12 protein-coding genes and 1 pseudogene are annotated in these 19,316 nt (G+C 33.5%); 8 read left to right on the forward strand and 5 right to left on the reverse strand.

Annotation, left to right across the window (positions count from 1 at the left end):
• Nucleotides 1–264 precede the first annotated feature (264 nt).
• Nucleotides 265–1,275, reverse strand: a complete 1,011-nt coding sequence (locus tag ACXYSN_RS00790; protein WP_458635825.1) for a site-specific integrase — start codon at nt 1,273–1,275, stop codon at nt 265–267.
• Between the two features lie 986 nt (nt 1,276–2,261).
• Here ACXYSN_RS00790 and ACXYSN_RS00795 point away from each other — a divergent pair.
• Entirely contained in the window at nt 2,262–2,648 is a 387-nt protein-coding gene (locus tag ACXYSN_RS00795) for a hypothetical protein (RefSeq protein WP_458635826.1), read from the forward strand.
• A 186-nt stretch (nt 2,649–2,834) separates the two neighbouring features.
• Here ACXYSN_RS00795 and ACXYSN_RS00800 read toward each other — a convergent pair whose 3' ends face one another.
• The 3 genes from ACXYSN_RS00800 to ACXYSN_RS00810 form a co-directional block, all read right to left on the reverse strand.
• On the reverse strand, nt 2,835–3,062 hold the full coding sequence (locus tag ACXYSN_RS00800) for a hypothetical protein (RefSeq protein WP_023023254.1): 228 nt from the start codon (nt 3,060–3,062) through the stop codon (nt 2,835–2,837).
• Between the two features lie 73 nt (nt 3,063–3,135).
• The gene (locus tag ACXYSN_RS00805; protein ID WP_042507510.1) at nt 3,136–3,351 is read right to left on the reverse strand and encodes a hypothetical protein; all 216 of its coding nucleotides are present in this window, start codon (nt 3,349–3,351) and stop codon (nt 3,136–3,138) included.
• Nucleotides 3,352–3,661: 310 nt separating this feature from the next.
• Nucleotides 3,662–4,348 (reverse strand): DUF3800 domain-containing protein, encoded by a 687-nt coding sequence (locus ACXYSN_RS00810; RefSeq protein ID WP_023023252.1) that lies wholly within the window; start codon nt 4,346–4,348, stop codon nt 3,662–3,664.
• 446 nt (nt 4,349–4,794) lie between these two features.
• Here ACXYSN_RS00810 and ACXYSN_RS00815 point away from each other — a divergent pair, with 446 nt between their 5' ends.
• The 7 genes and pseudogenes from ACXYSN_RS00815 (at nt 4,795) to ACXYSN_RS00845 (ending at nt 17,158) form a co-directional block, all read left to right on the forward strand.
• Nucleotides 4,795–6,687 carry an Eco57I restriction-modification methylase domain-containing protein gene (locus ACXYSN_RS00815; RefSeq protein ID WP_458635827.1) on the forward strand — a complete coding sequence of 631 codons (1,893 nt, stop codon included), beginning with the start codon at nt 4,795–4,797 and terminating at the stop codon, nt 6,685–6,687.
• On the forward strand, nt 6,684–9,932 hold the full coding sequence (locus ACXYSN_RS00820; protein WP_458635828.1) for a DEAD/DEAH box helicase family protein: 3,249 nt from the start codon (nt 6,684–6,686) through the stop codon (nt 9,930–9,932). The genes ACXYSN_RS00815 and ACXYSN_RS00820 overlap by 4 nt, the downstream gene beginning before the upstream one ends.
• Before the next feature lie 273 nt (nt 9,933–10,205).
• A complete protein-coding gene (locus ACXYSN_RS00825) occupies nt 10,206–11,732 on the forward strand; it encodes a DUF262 domain-containing protein (protein WP_414279354.1) in 1,527 nt (508 codons plus the stop codon).
• On the forward strand, nt 11,729–13,816 hold the full coding sequence (locus ACXYSN_RS00830) for a DUF262 domain-containing protein (protein ID WP_023023248.1): 2,088 nt from the start codon (nt 11,729–11,731) through the stop codon (nt 13,814–13,816). Before ACXYSN_RS00825 ends, ACXYSN_RS00830 begins: the two co-directional genes overlap by 4 nt.
• A 388-nt stretch (nt 13,817–14,204) precedes the next feature.
• A pseudogene (locus ACXYSN_RS00835) lies at nt 14,205–14,300 on the forward strand (DNA recombinase); the annotation flags it as partial.
• Nucleotides 14,301–14,999: 699 nt separating this feature from the next.
• Nucleotides 15,000–16,070, forward strand: coding sequence for an AAA family ATPase (locus tag ACXYSN_RS00840; protein ID WP_458636401.1), 1,071 nt, complete (start codon nt 15,000–15,002; stop codon nt 16,068–16,070).
• 137 nt (nt 16,071–16,207) lie between these two features.
• Nucleotides 16,208–17,158, forward strand: a complete 951-nt coding sequence (locus ACXYSN_RS00845) for a helix-turn-helix transcriptional regulator (protein ID WP_023023246.1) — start codon at nt 16,208–16,210, stop codon at nt 17,156–17,158.
• 548 nt (nt 17,159–17,706) lie between these two features.
• On the opposite strand, the gene guaA is transcribed toward ACXYSN_RS00845, so the two are convergent.
• A complete protein-coding gene (guaA, locus tag ACXYSN_RS00850; protein WP_254726948.1) occupies nt 17,707–19,269 on the reverse strand; it encodes a glutamine-hydrolyzing GMP synthase in 1,563 nt (520 codons plus the stop codon).
• Nucleotides 19,270–19,316 lie beyond the last annotated feature (47 nt).

The raw sequence follows: 19,316 nt of genomic DNA on the forward strand, positions 1-19,316 counted from the left end.
CTAAAAGTTAGTTATTTTTTTAGCTTCTATTTATTTATCTCACCTCCTATTATTAGTATGTCACAAATGTTGAAAAAAACGCCCATTTTTAGGAAAAATAAATTAAAAAATGAAAAAAATTTTTAAAAATAAAATACACTCAAAATTTTGACTGCTTTAAAAAGCGCGTAGTGACAAGGTTTTGAAGGGAAAAAGTAGGTACTTACCTACTAAAAAATTTTTTTATTTCAATAAGAGATATACCATTATTTTTAGAAGTGCTGATTAGTTTGCTTGTGCGATTAATTTATATGCGTAGGATTTTTGAAACTCTTCTGGTCGATTGTGTCCGAGAGCACGTGATACAATTAAACAAGCCTTTTGATCAAGGACAACACCTTTTAATTCCCCTCTTAGATAAACTTTTTCCCTTTTATCCTTGATGTCTTTAGGATCTCGCGCGACAAGAAGATAAAGACGCTTTGCGTATTCAGCACGATATTTATGAGGTTTTAAAGCAGATGGAACTTGAAACACACGCTTTTTTCCAGCTAGTTTAAATTCTTCAACAAGCCTCTCTAATTCTTCTTTGTCTCGTGTAATAATCGGAACCCAACGATCTCGTGCTCCTTTTGTTTTATGCTTTTTACCAATGATTTTAAGATAATATCGACCATCTTCACGTTGGTATAGAGAATCACCTGTAATAGCCATTAATTCATTTTTTCGTAGCCCAGTGGCAGATACGATTGAAAACCAGCGAATATTTGTTTCTCCAGACATCCTGTCGTCATTAGACTTCAAACGATTATTCTTTTTGTCGGCTCGATATCGAATATCCGTTGCAATAAAAGCGGTAGAAGGTACTCCTAAAACTTTGGCTAATGCTGCTTTATAGGTTGACTGGGTTGGAGCAGAAAGACCTGATTTCTTACAATGTTCTAAGTATTGATTTACTAAGTCAATCCATCCTTCTATATCATTAGATTTATCAAGAGCTTCTAAATCTTCGGCAGTAGCAGTTGTAGCAACAAAGGAAGCGAATCTGCTCCAGGAACCAGCGTAGTTATGGAGAGTTCGATCGGTATGAATTAAATGAATATCCTCTCCCGTTTTTTTGGATTCATTTCGCTTGATACCTTTTCCTTTTTTAAAGCGCGTGACTAGATTAGTCAATCCTTTTGATTGGACGAATTGTTTCCTGCCCTCAAAAGTTGTTAGAAAATCCATCTGTTGTTTCTTAGCTTTCTCTTTAGCTTTTCTTCGTTCAGCACGACTACGTTTCTTCTTTGCCATAATTCTTTCCTTTCTATTGTAGATTTTCTACTTTTATAGAAGTTCTTAAGAAAATTCTTAAGGTCTTTTTAATTCAAGTTGAAGTAGTGCAGTGACATAAAGCTTGTATTCACTGATGTAGTATCTTCCCTTTGCTGAGGGCGCTTCTTAATTAATGGCTAAGAAGATAACCAAGTCATTTTACAACATGACAAGTTGACTCAATTTATATAAGATGTAGAGTTCCATCTTACAGATAAGATCTGTTGTTTTTTCTTTTTAGTCTTTTTCAGGTTTAAATGCTTTGAATTTAGCGACCGAGTTAAGCTAGTTTTTGTATTCTATTTTTAGACTTTTGTTATTTACTTTCGTTTCTATACTTTTATTATTTACTTTGTTATGTTCAAAAAACTTTTTTTAAAACTGCTATTGACATTACTTTCATTATCTATACATTTATTTTTTATTAGTAAATAAAATACAAAACTGGTTCTTTCCTAACCCAGCTTAAACCTGCTGTTTCCACTATAGCTACCTCCTTTCAAAAATAAAAAACGTAGCTATATTAGTTACGTCTCTACTCAATCAATTATTTCTATAATATTAGTATGCCACAAAAAACAAAACAAAAAAATCAGGATAAGATTTTTTTACGATATTCACTTTTTCTTAGTACTGTGTGTTTAGCGTGACTTACACATACGTTTCTGTCAACGCTAAACACACAGAAAAATCAGAATCGCAAAAAAACAGAGGGATGAGAGAAAGAGGTATAAGTACAAAAAAATTGAGAAGTAAACAATACCGTTATCAGTTTTTTTAATTTTTTATTTTTATAATTTGAAATTTGTGGCAGACTATATATAGAGAGAAAAACAAAGGAGGTTACATATGTATAAAACATATGCTTTTTTTATTACAGGCCTAGTATATGAACTTGGCCCTCCAGACAGTAGCACCTTTCATTATATTTTTAAAACTAAATAAACAATAGAAGGAGTTATTATATGAAAGTTTATAAAGAGTATTTATGTAAAAAAATTTTAGAGACTGTAAATATCGAAATTGAAACAGGTGCGGATTTTGATGTTACTGTTAATTTTTGTCGTGATGAATATAATTTTTATCTAACATTATTTCGCGAAGGAGAAGAACTAGAGTTTGATTTCATTGATGATATGCTGAATTTGATTATTTATCACTCTTGCCATGATAAACTGTATTATAGTATTACAGAAATGGATGAGATTTTAAATTTCAAATATGCAATTGATATGTTAGTTGAGTTATTCGTGTCTAATAAATGGTATTCATTTGTACCAGATTTAACTACTCATAATCTCTGGAAATTGGTTGAACAGTACAAAACGGGTAAATTAAGAGATTATGAATAGGAAAAAATAAGATTTTGTCATCTCCCTATTAAAAGGTACAGAAAAACAGGCCTAAGCCTGCTCTGTTTTTTGCCCTGTTTCTACCATATTTTATGATTTTTAAATAAGTATAGGAAACACAAAGGGGAATTAAATTAATGAGTTCAGTACGTAAGTAAATTGCACCTTTCATGGGTGCTTTTTATTTTAATAATACTGCACTTCAACTCCATCCATAATATTTATTAAAGTATTATCGTCAATTTTTAAAGAAATCAGTTCATTTAATGATGATACCTGGTATTCTTTATCTCCCATAACCACTACAATATCATGAATAGAATTAATGAAAATCCCACAAGCTTGACCATTATAATCAAAAGAGGCGTCCCAACCATTATCGTATAACGCTTGTAAATCATCTAATATTGCCATATAAATCTAAATCCTTTTCCGTAGTGTTTTCTTTCAAGTAAGGCAGGCAAAAGTGCCTAGATTGTTCTATGCGCTAAGAGATTGCTTTAATTGAGATAATTTCGCTCTCAAAGAGAGAAATCTCAGTTGGTTCATCAGGTCTAGGATTGTCAATGAGGATAGTGATTTCATCCTGTTCATCATTGTCCATTTCGTCAATAAAATCTGTGACAAAACCATTTATGACCTCGCCGTCACTAGTTACTACCTGAACTCTTGAGCGTAGGTAGTTCCAAAGTTGTTCACTCATTTTTAGCCCTCTCTCAGTTGCTAAAATTCTAAAAAAGAGGCTTACAGCCTCAATAGGAAATGGCGGGACGGACATTCCCCGCCTCTCAGATACCCTTTCAGGTGCGTGTGCGTCCGATATTTTTCTACTTCATTTCCTCAGTAATATTGTATCAAAAGATTACAAAAAAAGCACCAATGGTGCTTTTCCATCTGAGTGTGGAGTACTTAACATACACTTAATTGCTTTAATCACATTTCAGATGTTTAAACAGTGTACTTATACCTGTAATTCCATTTTATACCACGTGCAGATTTTTGGCAAGTAAAAACTACGGTAAATTTAAATTTATATGATTAGGGATATTTAGCAGCTCTTTTATTTGTTTCTCATAAGAATTCCAAACTCTATTAGCTAAGATGTCAGCAGCTTGTATAAGGTAGTCATTCGCTGAGATACATGATTTTGTATAAACTATGAATTCCCCCTCTAAAATCGGAGGGTAAAAATTCCCGTAGTTAAAGTTATTGATACCATACTTAAACTCCTCATGGATACCCTCGCCTAAACCATACAAACCATTAGTAGCTATACCTTGCTGGTCAATATTTAAATAAAGTTTAATGTCGTCGCCTTTACTTATTGCGCCCTGCTCAAGTAACTTTTTAAACAATTCTTTCACTACTCTCCTTAGAGCATAGTCTTTAAATCGTTGACGTGACTTTTTATCTTTCATAACGCCTGAATGGACACGCTTTAAATTTACTGATACAGAAAAACTAATCTCATTTCTAAGAACTTTATATAGGGCGTTTTTATGTTTTTTCTCAATGTTTGACGCCTTAAGTTCTCCCTCTACGCCTTTTTCTTTTTTTATTTTTGTATTAAGAGAGCGATAGCGTTTTTTAGCAGATATTTTGTCCTCATCAGAAATAAAGCAAAAACCTGCATACACAAAGTAGTTATGATTGGAGTGGAAAACCCCTGAGTCATCAATAAAGATTGAAATTTTTTTCATCTTTTTTTCCTTATTTATTACTGCCTAAATTATACCATAATAACCTCTTAATTCTCCATTTTTGAGATTTTTTCTACATTTTTTATTCTATAAAAACTCCTGTACTTTACCAAAACCTTACTATTTTTAAATATGTAACATTATAGTTTTTACATAGGTATAAATCAATCTGTAGTAAATACATCTGCTAAGTGTTCTATAGCCTTTTGCCTAATTAGGTATACAATTGTTCTTGGCTTTCCTATATCATCTACAATTTCATCAACTACAAGATATTAGATTTAAACTTATTACAGAAAAATGGCTCACTGAGAAGAAAACAATAGAATGAAATAAACACACTGGGAGCAGTATCTCAGTGTGTTTTTATGGTAAAATATAGTAGATTAATAAATGGAAAGTACATATTTTTATAAATTCTAATTAATAAGAAGAAAGGTTGCTTTATGGCAATAGATATTAGTGAAGAACAGTTGGCTATGGAGTCGGCTGACTTATTAAAAATTCTTTTAAAAGATCGAACGACCAAGAAAAATATTGTTTGGGCGACACATTCTTATGAATTGTTAGGAAAGGGATTTGCTCCAAGTGACCGCATCACTCCAAGTAGGGTGACGGGAGCCTATGCAAACTTGATTCAACCCCGGTCAGAAAAGTCCAAGTATGAGCAAAAAGACCGCACCAAGATTAGAGCCGAAGTTTTTACGCCAACTTGGTTAGTTGAAAAGCAAAATAGCTACGTGGAAGCTGAACTTGAAGCGCTAGATCTTGAAGATTATATCCAAGTGCGCTGGCTAGAAATTACCTGTGGTGAAGCTCCTTATATGGTTACTCGCTATGATACAGTGACTGGTGAGGAGATTCCATTATCTGAGCGAGTTGGTTTTGTTGATAGAAAATTGCAACGCATTAGTCGTGAGGTTTCGGATGAGGCTACCTTCTATGAACTTGTAATAGAAGCCTATCGTGCTTCCTTTGGCTATGAGTACCAAGGAGATTCTCTCCTCTTGGCGCGTGAAAATCTTTTAGCGACCTTTGAGGACTACTATCTTGCTAAGACTGGAAATCACCCAAGATTAGAGCAGAAGAAAGAAATTGCGACCATTATATCCTATAATGTCTTTCAAATGGATGGATTGAAAAAAATCAGTCCTTACTCAGCTAAACATGAGCCATCTCAACAGCTAAGCTTGTTTTCAGATGAGCCAGAAGTCCAAGAAGTAGAAGAATCTAAAACCCAAATCAAAGACTGGAAAAAGAATAAGATGATAGGTTTTGAGCGCCTATCTAGTGAGGAAAGTGAAATGAAATTTGATGTCGTGATAGGAAATCCACCTTACCAAGAGGAGGCACAGGGAACAAGTACGAGTGATGACCCGGTATATCATTTGTTTATTGATGAAGCGAGTAAAATTTCAGATAAATCAATCTTAATTACACCAGCAAGATTTTTATTCAATGCTGGAAAAACACCGAAATCATGGAATAAAAAAATTCTTAGTAGTAAACATTATAAGGTGTGTTATTATAAACAAAATAGTTCAGAAGTTTTCGTTGGAACTGATATAAAGGGTGGTGTAGCAATTACCTATTATGATGCTCAAAAAATGCAAGGACCTATAGGTACATTTACTCATTTTAAAGAACTTAATAGTATATTAAAAAAAGTTGAGAATCATTTTGACTTTAGTTCAATAATGGAAATTATTTATACACAATCAAAATTTGATTTAGATAAGCTCTACGAAGATTATCCTAATTATAAAAATTTAATTGGCAGTAATGGTAAAGATAAGCGACTAAGAAAACCAATTTTGGGAAGGCTTGATATTTTTTCTGAACAAGAAACAGAGGATAGTGTTAAAATTTTAGGTAGATTAAACAATGAAAGAGTTTATCGTTATATTCCTAAAAAATATTTAGCTTCACATGAAAATCTTTTGAAATATAAAGTTCTAGTACCTGCTGCTAACGGCAGTGGGGCGATTGGCGAAGTCCTATCGACCCCACTCGTGGGTACCCCACTCGTGGGTACCCCACTCGTGGGTTTCACAGATACTTTTATCTCTTTTGGTGCATTTGATACCGAATGTGAAGCAAAAGCTATGTTGAAATACATAAAGTCTAAATTTGCTCGAGCAATGCTTGGGATTTTAAAAATTACTCAAGATAATACAAAAGATAAATGGCAGTACGTTCCTCTCCAAGACTTTACGGTCAATTCGGACATTGATTGGACACAATCAGTGGCTGATATTGACCGTCAGCTCTATCAAAAATATGATCTTTCTCCTGAAGAGATTTCCTTTATTGAGACGCATGTAAGGGAGATGGATTGATGGTAGAAATTAAAACTTCTAAAGAGATTCATCCTAAAATCTATGCCTACACCACCCCTACAGTAACAAGTAATGAGGGCTGGATTAAGATTGGTTATACGGAGCGTGATGTCACTCAACGGATTAAAGAACAAACGCATACTGCCCATATAGATACAGATGTCTTATGGACTGGTGATGCAGCTTATACGGAAGAACCTGATAAAGGAAAGACTTTTAAGGACCATGATTTCCACCATTTCCTTTCTTTCCATGATGTGGAACGTCGTCCTAAGACGGAATGGTTCTATTTTAATGGGACTCCTGAAAAATCTAAAAATCTTTTCGATAAGTTTGTTCAGCATGATTTGTCTGGCTACCAGCCTGGAAAAGGACAGGACTATACTCTGCGACAAGAGCAAGAAGAAGCAGTTGCTAAGACCTTAGCTTATTTCAAGAATCACCCTGGAGGTAAGTTCCTCTGGAATGCTAAGCCACGCTTTGGTAAGACTTTATCTACCTATGATCTAGCTCGTCGGATGGAAGCTGTCAATGTCTTGATTGTAACCAACAGACCTGCCATTGCTAATTCATGGTATGATGATTTTGAAAAATTCATTGCAGGTCAAACGACTTACAAGTTTGTTTCTGAATCAGATAGCCTTAAAAATCGACCAACGTTATCTCGAAAAGAATTTCTTAATATCTTAGATGATGATGTACGACAACTTGCTTTTATCAGCCTTCAAGATTTAAAAGGTTCTGTTTATTTAGGAGGAGAGCACGATAAACTCAAATGGGTGACTGACCTACACTGGGATATATTGGTCATAGATGAGGCTCATGAAGGAGTTGATACCTTTAAGACTGACCAAGCCTTTAATAAGATCCGTCGAAACTTTACCTTGCATCTTTCTGGAACTCCATTTAAGGCACTGGCCAAGGGAGAGTTTACAGAGGAGCAGATCTACAACTGGTCCTATGCTGATGAACAGTCTGCCAAATCTACTTGGTCTCCTGAACAAGAAGAGGAAAATCCTTATGAAAGTTTGCCTCAGTTAAATCTCTTTACCTATCAAATGTCTCAGATGATTGGTGACGAGTTAGAAAAAGGCGCTCAACTCGATGGTGAAAACATCGACTATGCTTTTGACTTGAGTGAATTTTTCGCTACAGATGATAAAGGGAAATTTATTCATGAGCAAGATGTCAGAAATTGGTTAGATACTCTATCAAGCAATGAAAAGTATCCATTTTCGACCAAAGAACTTCGGAACGAACTCAAGCATACTTTTTGGTTGTTGGAACGTGTAGCCTCAGCTAAAGCCTTAAAAACACTTCTAGAAGAACACCCCATCTATGAAAACTATGAGATTGTCCTAGCTGCTGGTGACGGGCGTATGTCCGAGGAAGATGATAAGGTCACACTGAAATCCTTAGACTTGGTAAGAAAAGCTATAGCAGAAAATGACAAGACCATTACCCTTTCCGTTGGTCAGTTGACGACAGGTGTGACTATTCCTGAATGGACAGGGGTATTGATGTTATCAAACTTGAAATCACCTGCCCTTTATATGCAAGCTGCCTTCCGTGCTCAAAATCCATACTCATGGAGCGATAACAAAGGAAATCACTTCCGCAAAGAGAGAGCCTATGTATTTGACTTTGCACCAGAAAGAACCTTGATTATCTTTGATGAGTTTGCAAATAACTTATCACTTGCAACTGCAGGAGGTGGTGGAACTTCTGCAACTCGTGAAGAGAACATCAGAGAACTCTTGAATTTCTTCCCTGTCATAGCAGAAGACCGTGCAGGTAAGATGGTTGAAATTGATGCTAAGGCAGTACTAACCATACCTCGTCAAATAAAAGCTAGGGAAGTCCTCAAACGAGGCTTTATGTCCAATCTCCTTTTTGATAATATCAGTGGCATTTTCCAAGCCAGTCAAACAGTTCTTGACATCTTAAATGAACTACCAGTTGAAAAGGAAGGGAAGTTACAAACACCTTCTGATTTACTAGATTTTTCAAATGTTACAGTGGATGATGAGGGCAATGCAGTAGTTGACCATGAAATCGTGGTCAATCAACAAGCTCGAATGTTCGGCGAAAAAATTTATGGACTTGGACAGTCTGTTGTTGAACTAGTCACAAAAGATGAGGAAAGAACTCAAAAACAGCTGGTCAATGACTTGAGTAAGACAGTTTCTTCGGTAATTGTAGAAGAATTGAAAGCTGGATATGACCTTAAAACTCGGGAAACAGACAACATTAAGAAACAAATTGCAGCAACATTTGAGAACGAAGTTCGAAAAAATGAGATAGAACGTAAAATTTCTGAAGCTCGTATCAAGGAAAAACTGCAACTACAGCTCAAAGATGCAAATGATAAGGAGCAAAAAGATAAGATTCAAGAAGATCTTGAAAAACAAATAGAAGAAAATAATCTCATCCATAAAGAAAAACTGGAACAAACACTCAAAAATGAAGTGGAAAAAATGCCTGAGAAGTTTATCGAACAGGTTGAGATAAAACGTGTTGAACAGTTGAAACAATCAGCTCAGGATGAGATTCGTGATCACCTTCGAGGCTTTGCACGAACAATCCCTAGTTTTATCATGGCCTATGGTGATCAATCTCTAACTCTTGATAATTTTGACACCTTTGTTCCTGGGCATGTCTTCTTTGAAGTGACTGGTATTACGATTGACCAATTTCGTTATTTGAGAGATGGTGGGCAAGATTTTGCAGGGCATCTCTTTGATCGAGCAACATTCGATGAGGCCATTCAAGAATTTCTTCGCAAGAAAGAGGAATTGGCGGATTATTTTAAAGATCAAAAAGAAGACATCTTTGACTATATTCCACCACAGAAAACCAATCAAATTTTCACTCCTAAACGAGTCGTGAAAAGAATGGTAGATGATCTTGAGAAAGAAAACCCAGGAATCTTTGATGATCCATCTAAGACATTTATTGACTTGTACATGAAATCAGGACTCTATATTGCTGAACTTGTTAAACGACTTTATAATAGCAATGGTTTACGAGAAGCATTTCTAAGTCCTGAAGAACGCTTAAAACATATCCTAGAAAATCAAGTTTATGGATTTGCGCCTTCAGAAATTATTTATAACATTTCCACTAATTTTATCTTTGGAAATCTCTCCCAAGATATCAGTAGAAGGAACTTTGTTCTAGCAGATACGATTCCAGCTGCCAAAGAAGGTAGGATTCAGGAATTGGTAGATAAATATTTTGGCTAGGATAGTGGGACATTTTATTTATAAAGATGGGATATATTAGCTCTCTTTTTGTTGTATGACTTTAAAATTAGATAGAATACTTATGGTAATATTATTGAAATTATAAGTCAAGGTACATTAGGGTGAGGAGGTGGCTGTTGAGTCAAGTAGCAACTCTAACGGCATTGTCTCCTCAATCGTTAATTGATGATGTAAAAATCTTATTAAAAAAATTCATGAAATTATATTGACTAAAATTGACAGTATCAAAACAAATGAAATAGGTGATTAAAAATGGGTATTTCAGAGAAGAAAATTGAAGATTTAAGAGGTCTTAAGTTCAACGTTCCATCATATCAAAGAGGCTATAGGTGGACTGAGCATGAAATTACAACTTTATTAGATGATTTTTATAATCATAACACTGAGTATAAATATTGTCTACAACCATTAATCGTAAAAAAAGTTGCTGATGGCACTTACGATGTTGTTGATGGACAGCAAAGACTAACTAGTATTTATATATTTCTTAAATTTATGTCTGCAGAATTTAATAATGGCCGTAGAAGAACTAATCAATATGATTTTTTTGATTTAGAGTATGAAACCCGAAAAGAGAGTGGAAACTACTTAAAGAATTTAAATTTTGATACTTATAAAGAAATTGAAAATATTGACATTGATGCTAGTCACATCAGTAAAGCCTTTGAAGCAATAGATAAATGGCTTGATCGTGAAGAAATAAACTCAAATAATGCTTTGAATGATATCTACAAGGTTCTTACAGAAAATGTGTTTTTTATTTGGTATGAGATTGATGAAACTGAAGACCCTATAAAGATTTTTACCAAAGTTAATATAGGGAAAATACCGTTAACAAATGCTGAACTTATTAAAGCTTTGATACTCGACAAAAATAATTATAAAACAGGAGATGAGAGTGATAGAATACATCGTTCTATTGCATGGAATCAGATAGAACATAGACTTCAACAGGATTCTTTTTGGCAGTTTTTGACTAATAATGAAGTTTATGATACTAAAATAGATTTTCTTTTCAATTTACTTATACATGGGAATTCTGAAGAGTACAAAGTTGACAAATACTCCACCTTTTATTCATTATATGAAGAATATAAGGGGGCCGAAAATAAATCAGAGTTTATATCAGACTTTTGGTCAAAAGCCCAAATACTATTTGAAGAACTAAATAATTGGTACTTAGATTTAGATAAATATCATTTAATTGGTTATCTGCTTTCTTTAGATAGTAAAAATCTAGACAAAGTATTTAAGGCGACAAGAGACAAGAAAAAATCAGAAGCTTTCGATGAGTTGAAAAAATTAGCATTTGATACTATTCCTGACCTTGATTCGCTAGGCGAATTAGTATACGGAGATAAGAGAGTTAAAAATGTATTACTATTATTTAACTTAGTTACTTTGATTAATAAAAGCGAGAAACAGTATCGTTTTCCGTTTGATATTTATAAAACTCAAAAGTGGGATATTGAGCATATTCATGCTACTGCTGATGAATCTGCAGAACCTGATGATGGGTTAGGGAACCTCACTTTACTTGACTATAAAACAAATCGTTCATATCAAGATAGTCCGTTCGCACAAAAAAGGAAAATTATTATTGATGTAGACGCTAAAGGTCGTTTTGTTCCGGTTTGTACTAGAAATATATTTTTAAAAGTGTATAGTGAAGAAATTGAAAATTTTGAGGTTTGGTCAGACAATGATAAAATTGACTATATTAAAGCAATGAAGCTTGAATTTAATAAATTCTTTGGTACTGAAGGAGAGGAAATATGAGTATAATGGATGATAAATATGACTTAAAAACTCTTTTAGAAAGTTATCGCATTGTAATTCCACTAATTCAACGCGATTATGCGCAAGGAAGGAAAGATTTAAGAACTACCGAGGTAAGAAAACAATTATTAATTGATATAAATTCTGCTTTAATTAACAGCGAAGAGCCGACTTTAGACCTTAATTTTATTTATGGGAAATCACACAATGGGAATTTTATACCACTAGATGGTCAGCAGCGACTTACAACTTTGTTTTTAGTATACCTTTTCGCTTTTAGAGACAGTGATGCTTGTGATTTTCTTAGAAATTTTTCCTATGAAACAAGAGATTCGTCCAAACAATTTTTCGCTAGTTTATTTGAATACAGAAAATCAATTTTTCAACTCGAAGAGAAACCGTCTGAAATAATAAAAGATGCGGCATGGTTTGCAGATTCGTGGATATTAGATCCTACTATTCAAGGAGCATTAGTAACCTTAGATGGGATAACTGATTTTTTTGATTTTCAATACAACTATTCAGAGGTATTAACATCAGAAACAAATTATAGAGTTGCTTTCAATTTCCTTGATATTGAAGATTTAGGTTCAGAGGATGAACTATACATTAAATTGAACTCTAGAGGACGTCCTCTAACTGATTTTGAAAATTTTAAAGCAAGATTTATTTCAAGAGTACATGAGTTAGACACTAAGTTAGCAAACGATATAGCACTTAAGCTTGATACAAAATGGACTGATACTATTTGGAGATTTGATAAAAATCGATTTGATATAAACTTTTTAAATTTATTTGAAATTGCACTGATTAATAACTTAGATTCACTAGATTATTCTCAACGTGAAAATTGGACAACTAATATTGAATTTGAAGATATTAAGTTAGAAAATATAGAATTGATTGCAAGCGTACTTGACTTTTTAACGGAAAATGTGAACTCAAAGGTATCACAAGTTTTGGAAAAAGCTATCATAAATAAGAGCTTAAAAGATAGAGTCTATTTTCACTTCATTTCTTTGTATTTACTTCATTCTGGGAAAATATTAGATGATAAGTTTAAGAGTTGGTATCGTATTTTTAGAAACTTAACAGATAACTCTGAAATAGATTATCAACAACCTTACGAAAGAGCAATTCGAGGTATAAATGAGCAAATTAACCATGTTTCAGACCTTATCGATTATTTATCTCAAAATAATAGAATTACAGGTTTTAGTACAGAACAGGTTAACGAGGAGATAGAAAAGGCGAAATTAATTTTAGAAGATCCATCTCAATCAGAAGTGATATTTAATGCGGAAAATCATGTTTATTTTGGTGGACAAATTAGAAGTAGCTTTTATTTTGAAGATACTGATTCTACAGCTGATAAATACTCGAAAATAAGTTTTTATTGGGATAAGATAAGTACTATGTTTGATGATACGAAACCTAAAGAAGGACTTTTGTTAAGAACGGCTTTGCTTTCTTTTGGGGACTATACATTAAATGTAGATAGCTATAAAACACTTTGCCAAGATGATCCTAATGAAAGTTCAAGTACACCAAGTTTAAAACGATTATTTTCTTCTAAAAATAAATATGTTAAAAAACTACTAGATTCGATTGATGTAAATAAACCATTAGAGTTTGAGTATAAGAGGATAATAAATGAAAACATAAATAGTATAGATGAGCAAGATTGGCGATATATTTTTATTTCGTACTACAAGGTAATGTTCAATAAAATGAACCGTTCACAGTATAGATTAAAAGCCCCTAACTGGCTAGGTAGACCAGATGAAATGCTTCTAATTCCTAATAAAAACTCTAGAGCAAAAAACATTGATATTCATTTATTAGCATTGCAAGAGAAACTCAAAGAATTTAAAATTAAGTCATATTATGAAAGTGAGCCTGGTTTAGGTACTTTAGATAGGGTTCTTCGTGTTGAAAAAATTTATGAAGTTAGATTCTATAAGGATTGCTATAAGTTTAAAAAGTATGAAGATGAAAAATATTCAAGGTTAAACAACTCTCCAGCATCTTTTATAAAATTAGCTGAATATTTGAGAAATGAATTGAACAATACAGTATTGTGACATATTTTGATAAAAAATATTCAAAATTTACTATCTATCTAATGGGTAGTTACGATTATATCTTTTTATTATATGAGATAAGTATGAGTGTACTACCTATTTACTCTGGAAAGATCTAAGATTCACTAAGTTGTGTATCTTTATTTTAAGTATATATACTATATTCACTCTTAAATGATTGTTTCTTATATAAATTGATAAACTAAACAATAAGTCTTACATTTGTTATTTGCTTTTAGCTGGCATTTAACAAGGATTTTATTAGTAATTTGTTAAACAAATAATGAGATTACTCTTAAAAAAATTTTTGATAACAATAAAAGAGTGGACATGATTTGTCCACTCTTTTTTGTAAACTTAAATTATCAATAAAAAGAGGTGAAATTAAATGAATTATTATCAAGTTGAATTTAAGAATCATGATGATTTCTTAAAAACTCAAACAGAAGATTTTATTAAGACTAATCGTTTATTGCTTTTTAAAGAGGATGACGCTTATTACCTTATTTCTCAAGAAAATTACAATGATCAAGAAATCATGGGGAAAATAAATGATTTTTTTGATCATGAGTTTACATTAAAAAAAGTTAAAACTCTAACAGAAAGTGATTTTATAAAGAAACTTGAAACAAGTGATAGAAGAGAACTAGTAAAATTCTTATTAAGTGCAAATAAAGAGACCATATCTCATTATCTAAAGCCTAATTTTGAAAAACTGGATGAATTGAAAAACATTTATGGTCTCACTGATTTTAAGAAGGCTGTTCAAGAACTAATTACATATCTTTCATTTCAAGAAAAAATAAATAATAATGAACAACAGCAACACTTTTATATTTTTAATGGTGAGAGGGGATCTGGCCGTAAGTTTGCTATCAAATTTCTGATGTCTCTTTTTGAAATGAATGCAATACTTGTAAATTGCAATAATTTTTTTATTCCTAAGATAGGCGAAAAAGATGTCCCAGTATTAGTTGATTATCTTTCAGCTAGGCCAAGAACAAAATCAGAAGTTTACGATACATTTAGACAAAAGAAGGGGCATTCAATTAACATCATTATTACGAGAACTATCCAAGAGGCAGAATCTATAAAAAAAGAGTTGCTTGAAGATTTTAGTAAAGTATCAATTGTGAATTTTCCGCAATATGATGAGGCAGAGCTTAAAAAAATCGGACTTCAGATGCTAAACAAAAAAGGTGTTCAATTGAGTAATGAAGAATTTGAGCGATTAATAGGAGAAAATAAAGTACTAAAGGATGCTAAAGAAGTTAGACTTTTTGTTCAAGAACTTGTTGAATTTGCAGTACGAAATAATTATGATTCTTCAGATAAAAACGAATTAAATCTTGATGGATTTATTCTCCAAAATGAATCTTCAGTTGAAGATGAAGAAAATGCGGAGAAAAAGTTGAGTGAATTAATTGGTTTAGAAGAAGTGAAAATAGTCCTAAACCAGCAGTTAGCTTATAATCGAGTTTCTGCGTTGCGTCAGGCTCATGGATATAGTAATGAAATATTAAATCGTCATCTTATTTTTTCTGGAAATCCAGGGACTGGTAAAACAGTAGTTGCTAGGCTTTTTTCAGAAATTTTATACAATAATAAGATAATTCAAGAGAATAAGTTAGTGGAAGTAGGTCGGACGGATCTTGTTGGTGAATATGTTGGACAAACTGCTCCAAAAGTAAGAAAAGCTTTTGATGATGCAAGGGGAGGAGTGCTTTTTATAGATGAAGCTTATAGTCTTATCCCTAGTAGTGAGAGAGATTTTGGACATGAAGCTATTTCAGCTCTTATACAAGAAATGGAAAATCGTCGGGATGAGGTGTTGGTTATTTTTGCTGGGTACGAAGAATTGATGGCCCAATTCATTGAAACTAACCCGGGACTTTCCTCTAGAATATCTAGAGAAATAAAATTTTCGGATTATACAATTGATCAACTAATTGATATTTTGGAATTGATGGTAAATAAGAGATATTACCAATTAACCGATGATTGTAAGGTGGTACTACGTCAGCATTTTTCAGAAGTTGTCAATTGTAGAAACTTTGGAAATGCTAGATACGTCCGAAAATTAGTAGATGAGATTGTCTTCAGTCAAGCGCAACGAGTGATTGAAGGTGATAAGAATCAGTTAGAAGATGATACCTTTTTAAATCAAATTACATTGACAGATATCAATAAGGCAATTGTAGCTATTGAAGCAAAATCATCAAAATCAATATCGTTGATAGGATTCGGAAGGTAGAAGTAACCTATAATAGACTTTAAAAGAAGAATTAGGTACATGTCCAATAGTTGTATCGGTAGAAGATTTGAACTAGGAAATTGATTGAATCTAAGTCATTGGAAATGTTATAATATTGTTAAAGGATTTAGGATTATATGAACGACCAAGAACGCTTATTAACTATATTTTTACGATTACAGTCTGGCGCACATTTAGCTAAGACTCAGCTTGCAGATGAATTTTGTGTTAGTGAAAAGACTATACAACGAGATTTTTCTCTCCTGTCCGGTTTCTTAGATACACAACCGATGGTTGCAGCAGAACTTGCCTACGATACGAGGCACCATACTAGGTATCTAAAAGGAAAATCTTTATTTAATAAAAAGGATATTCTTGTAATTTCAAAGATTTTACTAGAAAATCGTTCTTTGAATAAGGAAGAAAACAAGTCATTACTTGATAGTTTATTGGCACTTATTTCAAAAGATGAGCAAAAAGAAGTTTCCAGTATTATTGCAAGTGAGATGCTAAATTATGCACCGCTGTCAGATACACAAAACCGTATTGATAAGGTTTGGGAATGGTCTGAAATGATTCGTAATGAGTTGGTCTTAGATATTGATTATCAATCTCCTTATAATACTGAAAAGAGACATACAATTTTTCCAGTTTCTCTTTACTACGATACTCATTATTTTTACATAGTAGCCTATAATTTATTATTTGATTCTTATATGACTTTAAAATTAGATAGAATACTTAGTTGGAAAGAATCTAAAAAAGAAAAACCTTCTCTCTCATATGGAAGAAAATTTCGCGATGGAGAAATTCGTAATAAACGAGTAGATCCATTCATAGGAAAAGAGTTAAATATCAGAGTTCTATTCGTCAATGATCCAGCGATTGTTGTTGATCAATTTCCATTAGCAAAAATTATTGAAAAAACATCAACTGGCAATATTATTGAATTTGTGAGTCAAGATACACCAGGGCTGAAGAGGTGGTTGTTGAGTCAAGCGGAATCCCTAACGGTATTGTCTCCTCAATCATTAATCGATGATGTAAAAACTCTTATTAAAAGAATGCAAGAAAATTATATTGACTAGATGTTTGAGAGCGACTAAGAGAAATTGATAACTCGAGAAAAGCAGTAGTTCAAGTGAAATGCAAGAAGGCAAAGGAACTTGACGCTTTAGAATTTAAACAATATGTAGATGAAGGTTATCTAGTATATTTATATGCTCCGAGAGTGATAAATTTAGATAAGATTGAAAATGTAGTTAGCATAGGGGACAACGATTTGTTAGATTTCTATAAGAAGTATAAGCTAATTCTTACAGACCCAAACTATTCAAATGTTTAAAAAATACTGATTCAAATTTTATGAAATTAATAAGTAAAATTAGTTCTAAGAAAACGTGGTTTTACTCTATCTTTAAAACAACTGTGAACTGTTTTTTCAAAACCAGGCATTAAGAAAGTTAGTAAAGCATCAAATAATAGAAGAATAAAATTTAATATAAAAAAATCCCATCAGAATATTTCTGGTGGGATTTTTGGTGGGGAACCAATCAATTTTGATTTATTTTTAACCTTTTATAATAACTGAAAATGCTGTTAAATCAACCATTTCACTTCAAATCATGTTTATAAATCATTCCCACTCAACGGTTGCAGGTGGTTTACTTGTGATATCATAGACGATGCGGTTGACGTGATCAACTTCATTTACGATACGAACTGAGATTTTTTGGAGTACTTCCCATGGAATCTTCGCAAAGTCAGCTGTCATTCCATCGATAGAAGTGATAGCGCGGATAGCGATAGTGTAGTCATAAGTACGACCATCTCCCATAACACCTACTGAACGAACGCCAGTGTTAACAGTGAAGTATTGCCAGATGTCGCGGTCAAGACCTGCTTTAGCGATTTCTTCACGAAGGATAGCATCTGATTCACGAACTGTTTCAAGTTTTTCTTCAGTGATTTCACCCATGACACGGATGGCAAGACCTGGACCTGGGAATGGTTGGCGCCATACGATATTATCTGGCATACCAAGTTCAGTACCGAGGGCACGAACTTCATCCTTGTAAAGAGTGTTAAGTGGCTCGATGAGTTCAAACTGCATGTCTTCTGGAAGTCCACCAACGTTGTGGTGAGACTTGATGGTTTGAGCAGTATCAGTACCTGACTCGATAACGTCTGTATAAAGAGTTCCTTGGGCAAGGAATTTCACATCTTTTAGTTTACTTGCTTCGTCATCAAAGACATAAACAAACTCGTTACCGATAATCTTACGTTTTTGTTCTGGATCAGACACACCAGCCAATTTATCAAGGAAACGTTTGGCAGCGTCTGCTTTGACAATGTTCAAACCAAACTTACCACCAAGCATATCCATAACTTGGTCAGCTTCCCCTTTACGGAGAAGACCGTGGTCTACAAAGATACAGATCAATTGATCGCCGATGGCTTTTTGGAGAAGAACCCCAACAACAGAAGAGTCAACACCACCTGAAAGACCAAGGAGAACACGTTTGTCTCCAACCTTTTCACGGATTTGTTTGATTTGCATCTCGATAAAGTTATCCATAGTCCAGTCACCTTTGGCACCACAGATATTCAAGGCAAAGTTACGAAGGATATCATAGCCGTGAACTGAATGACGAACCTCTGGATGGAATTGGATACCATAGATTTTCTTGTCTGGATTTTCTATTGATGCATAAGGACAGTCAGCTGATGTACCAGTACGAATGAAATCCGCAGGAATTTCTGTAACAGCATCTCCGTGGCTCATCAAGACAAGTTGTTCTTCTGGAGTTCCAGCAAAAAGAGCAGATTCTGTGTGAGTCAATGTTGATTGACCGTATTCACGGTTACCAGCATCGCCTGCAGGAACAACCTTTCCTCCAAGCTTATGAGTCAATAGTTGCATACCATAGCAGATTCCCAAAATCGGAATTCCAAGTTCAAAAATCTCTGGATCAATATCAAATGATCCTTCTTCGTAAACAGAGTTTGGACCACCTGAAAGTACAATCCCGATAGGATTGATAGCACGGACTTCGTCAGCCGAAATCTTGTGACTTTTTAGTTCTGAAAAGACACCAATCTCGCGAATTCGACGGGAGATAAGTTGGTTATACTGGCTTCCGTAGTCCAGTACGATGATCTTTTCGACATCTTGCAAATCAGTTGAAATGTTGGTCATCTTTTCCCTTTCTTAAAAGAAATATCTTCTTGAATATTCTATCATAA

This window comes from Streptococcus sp. V869 (assembly GCF_054353515.1).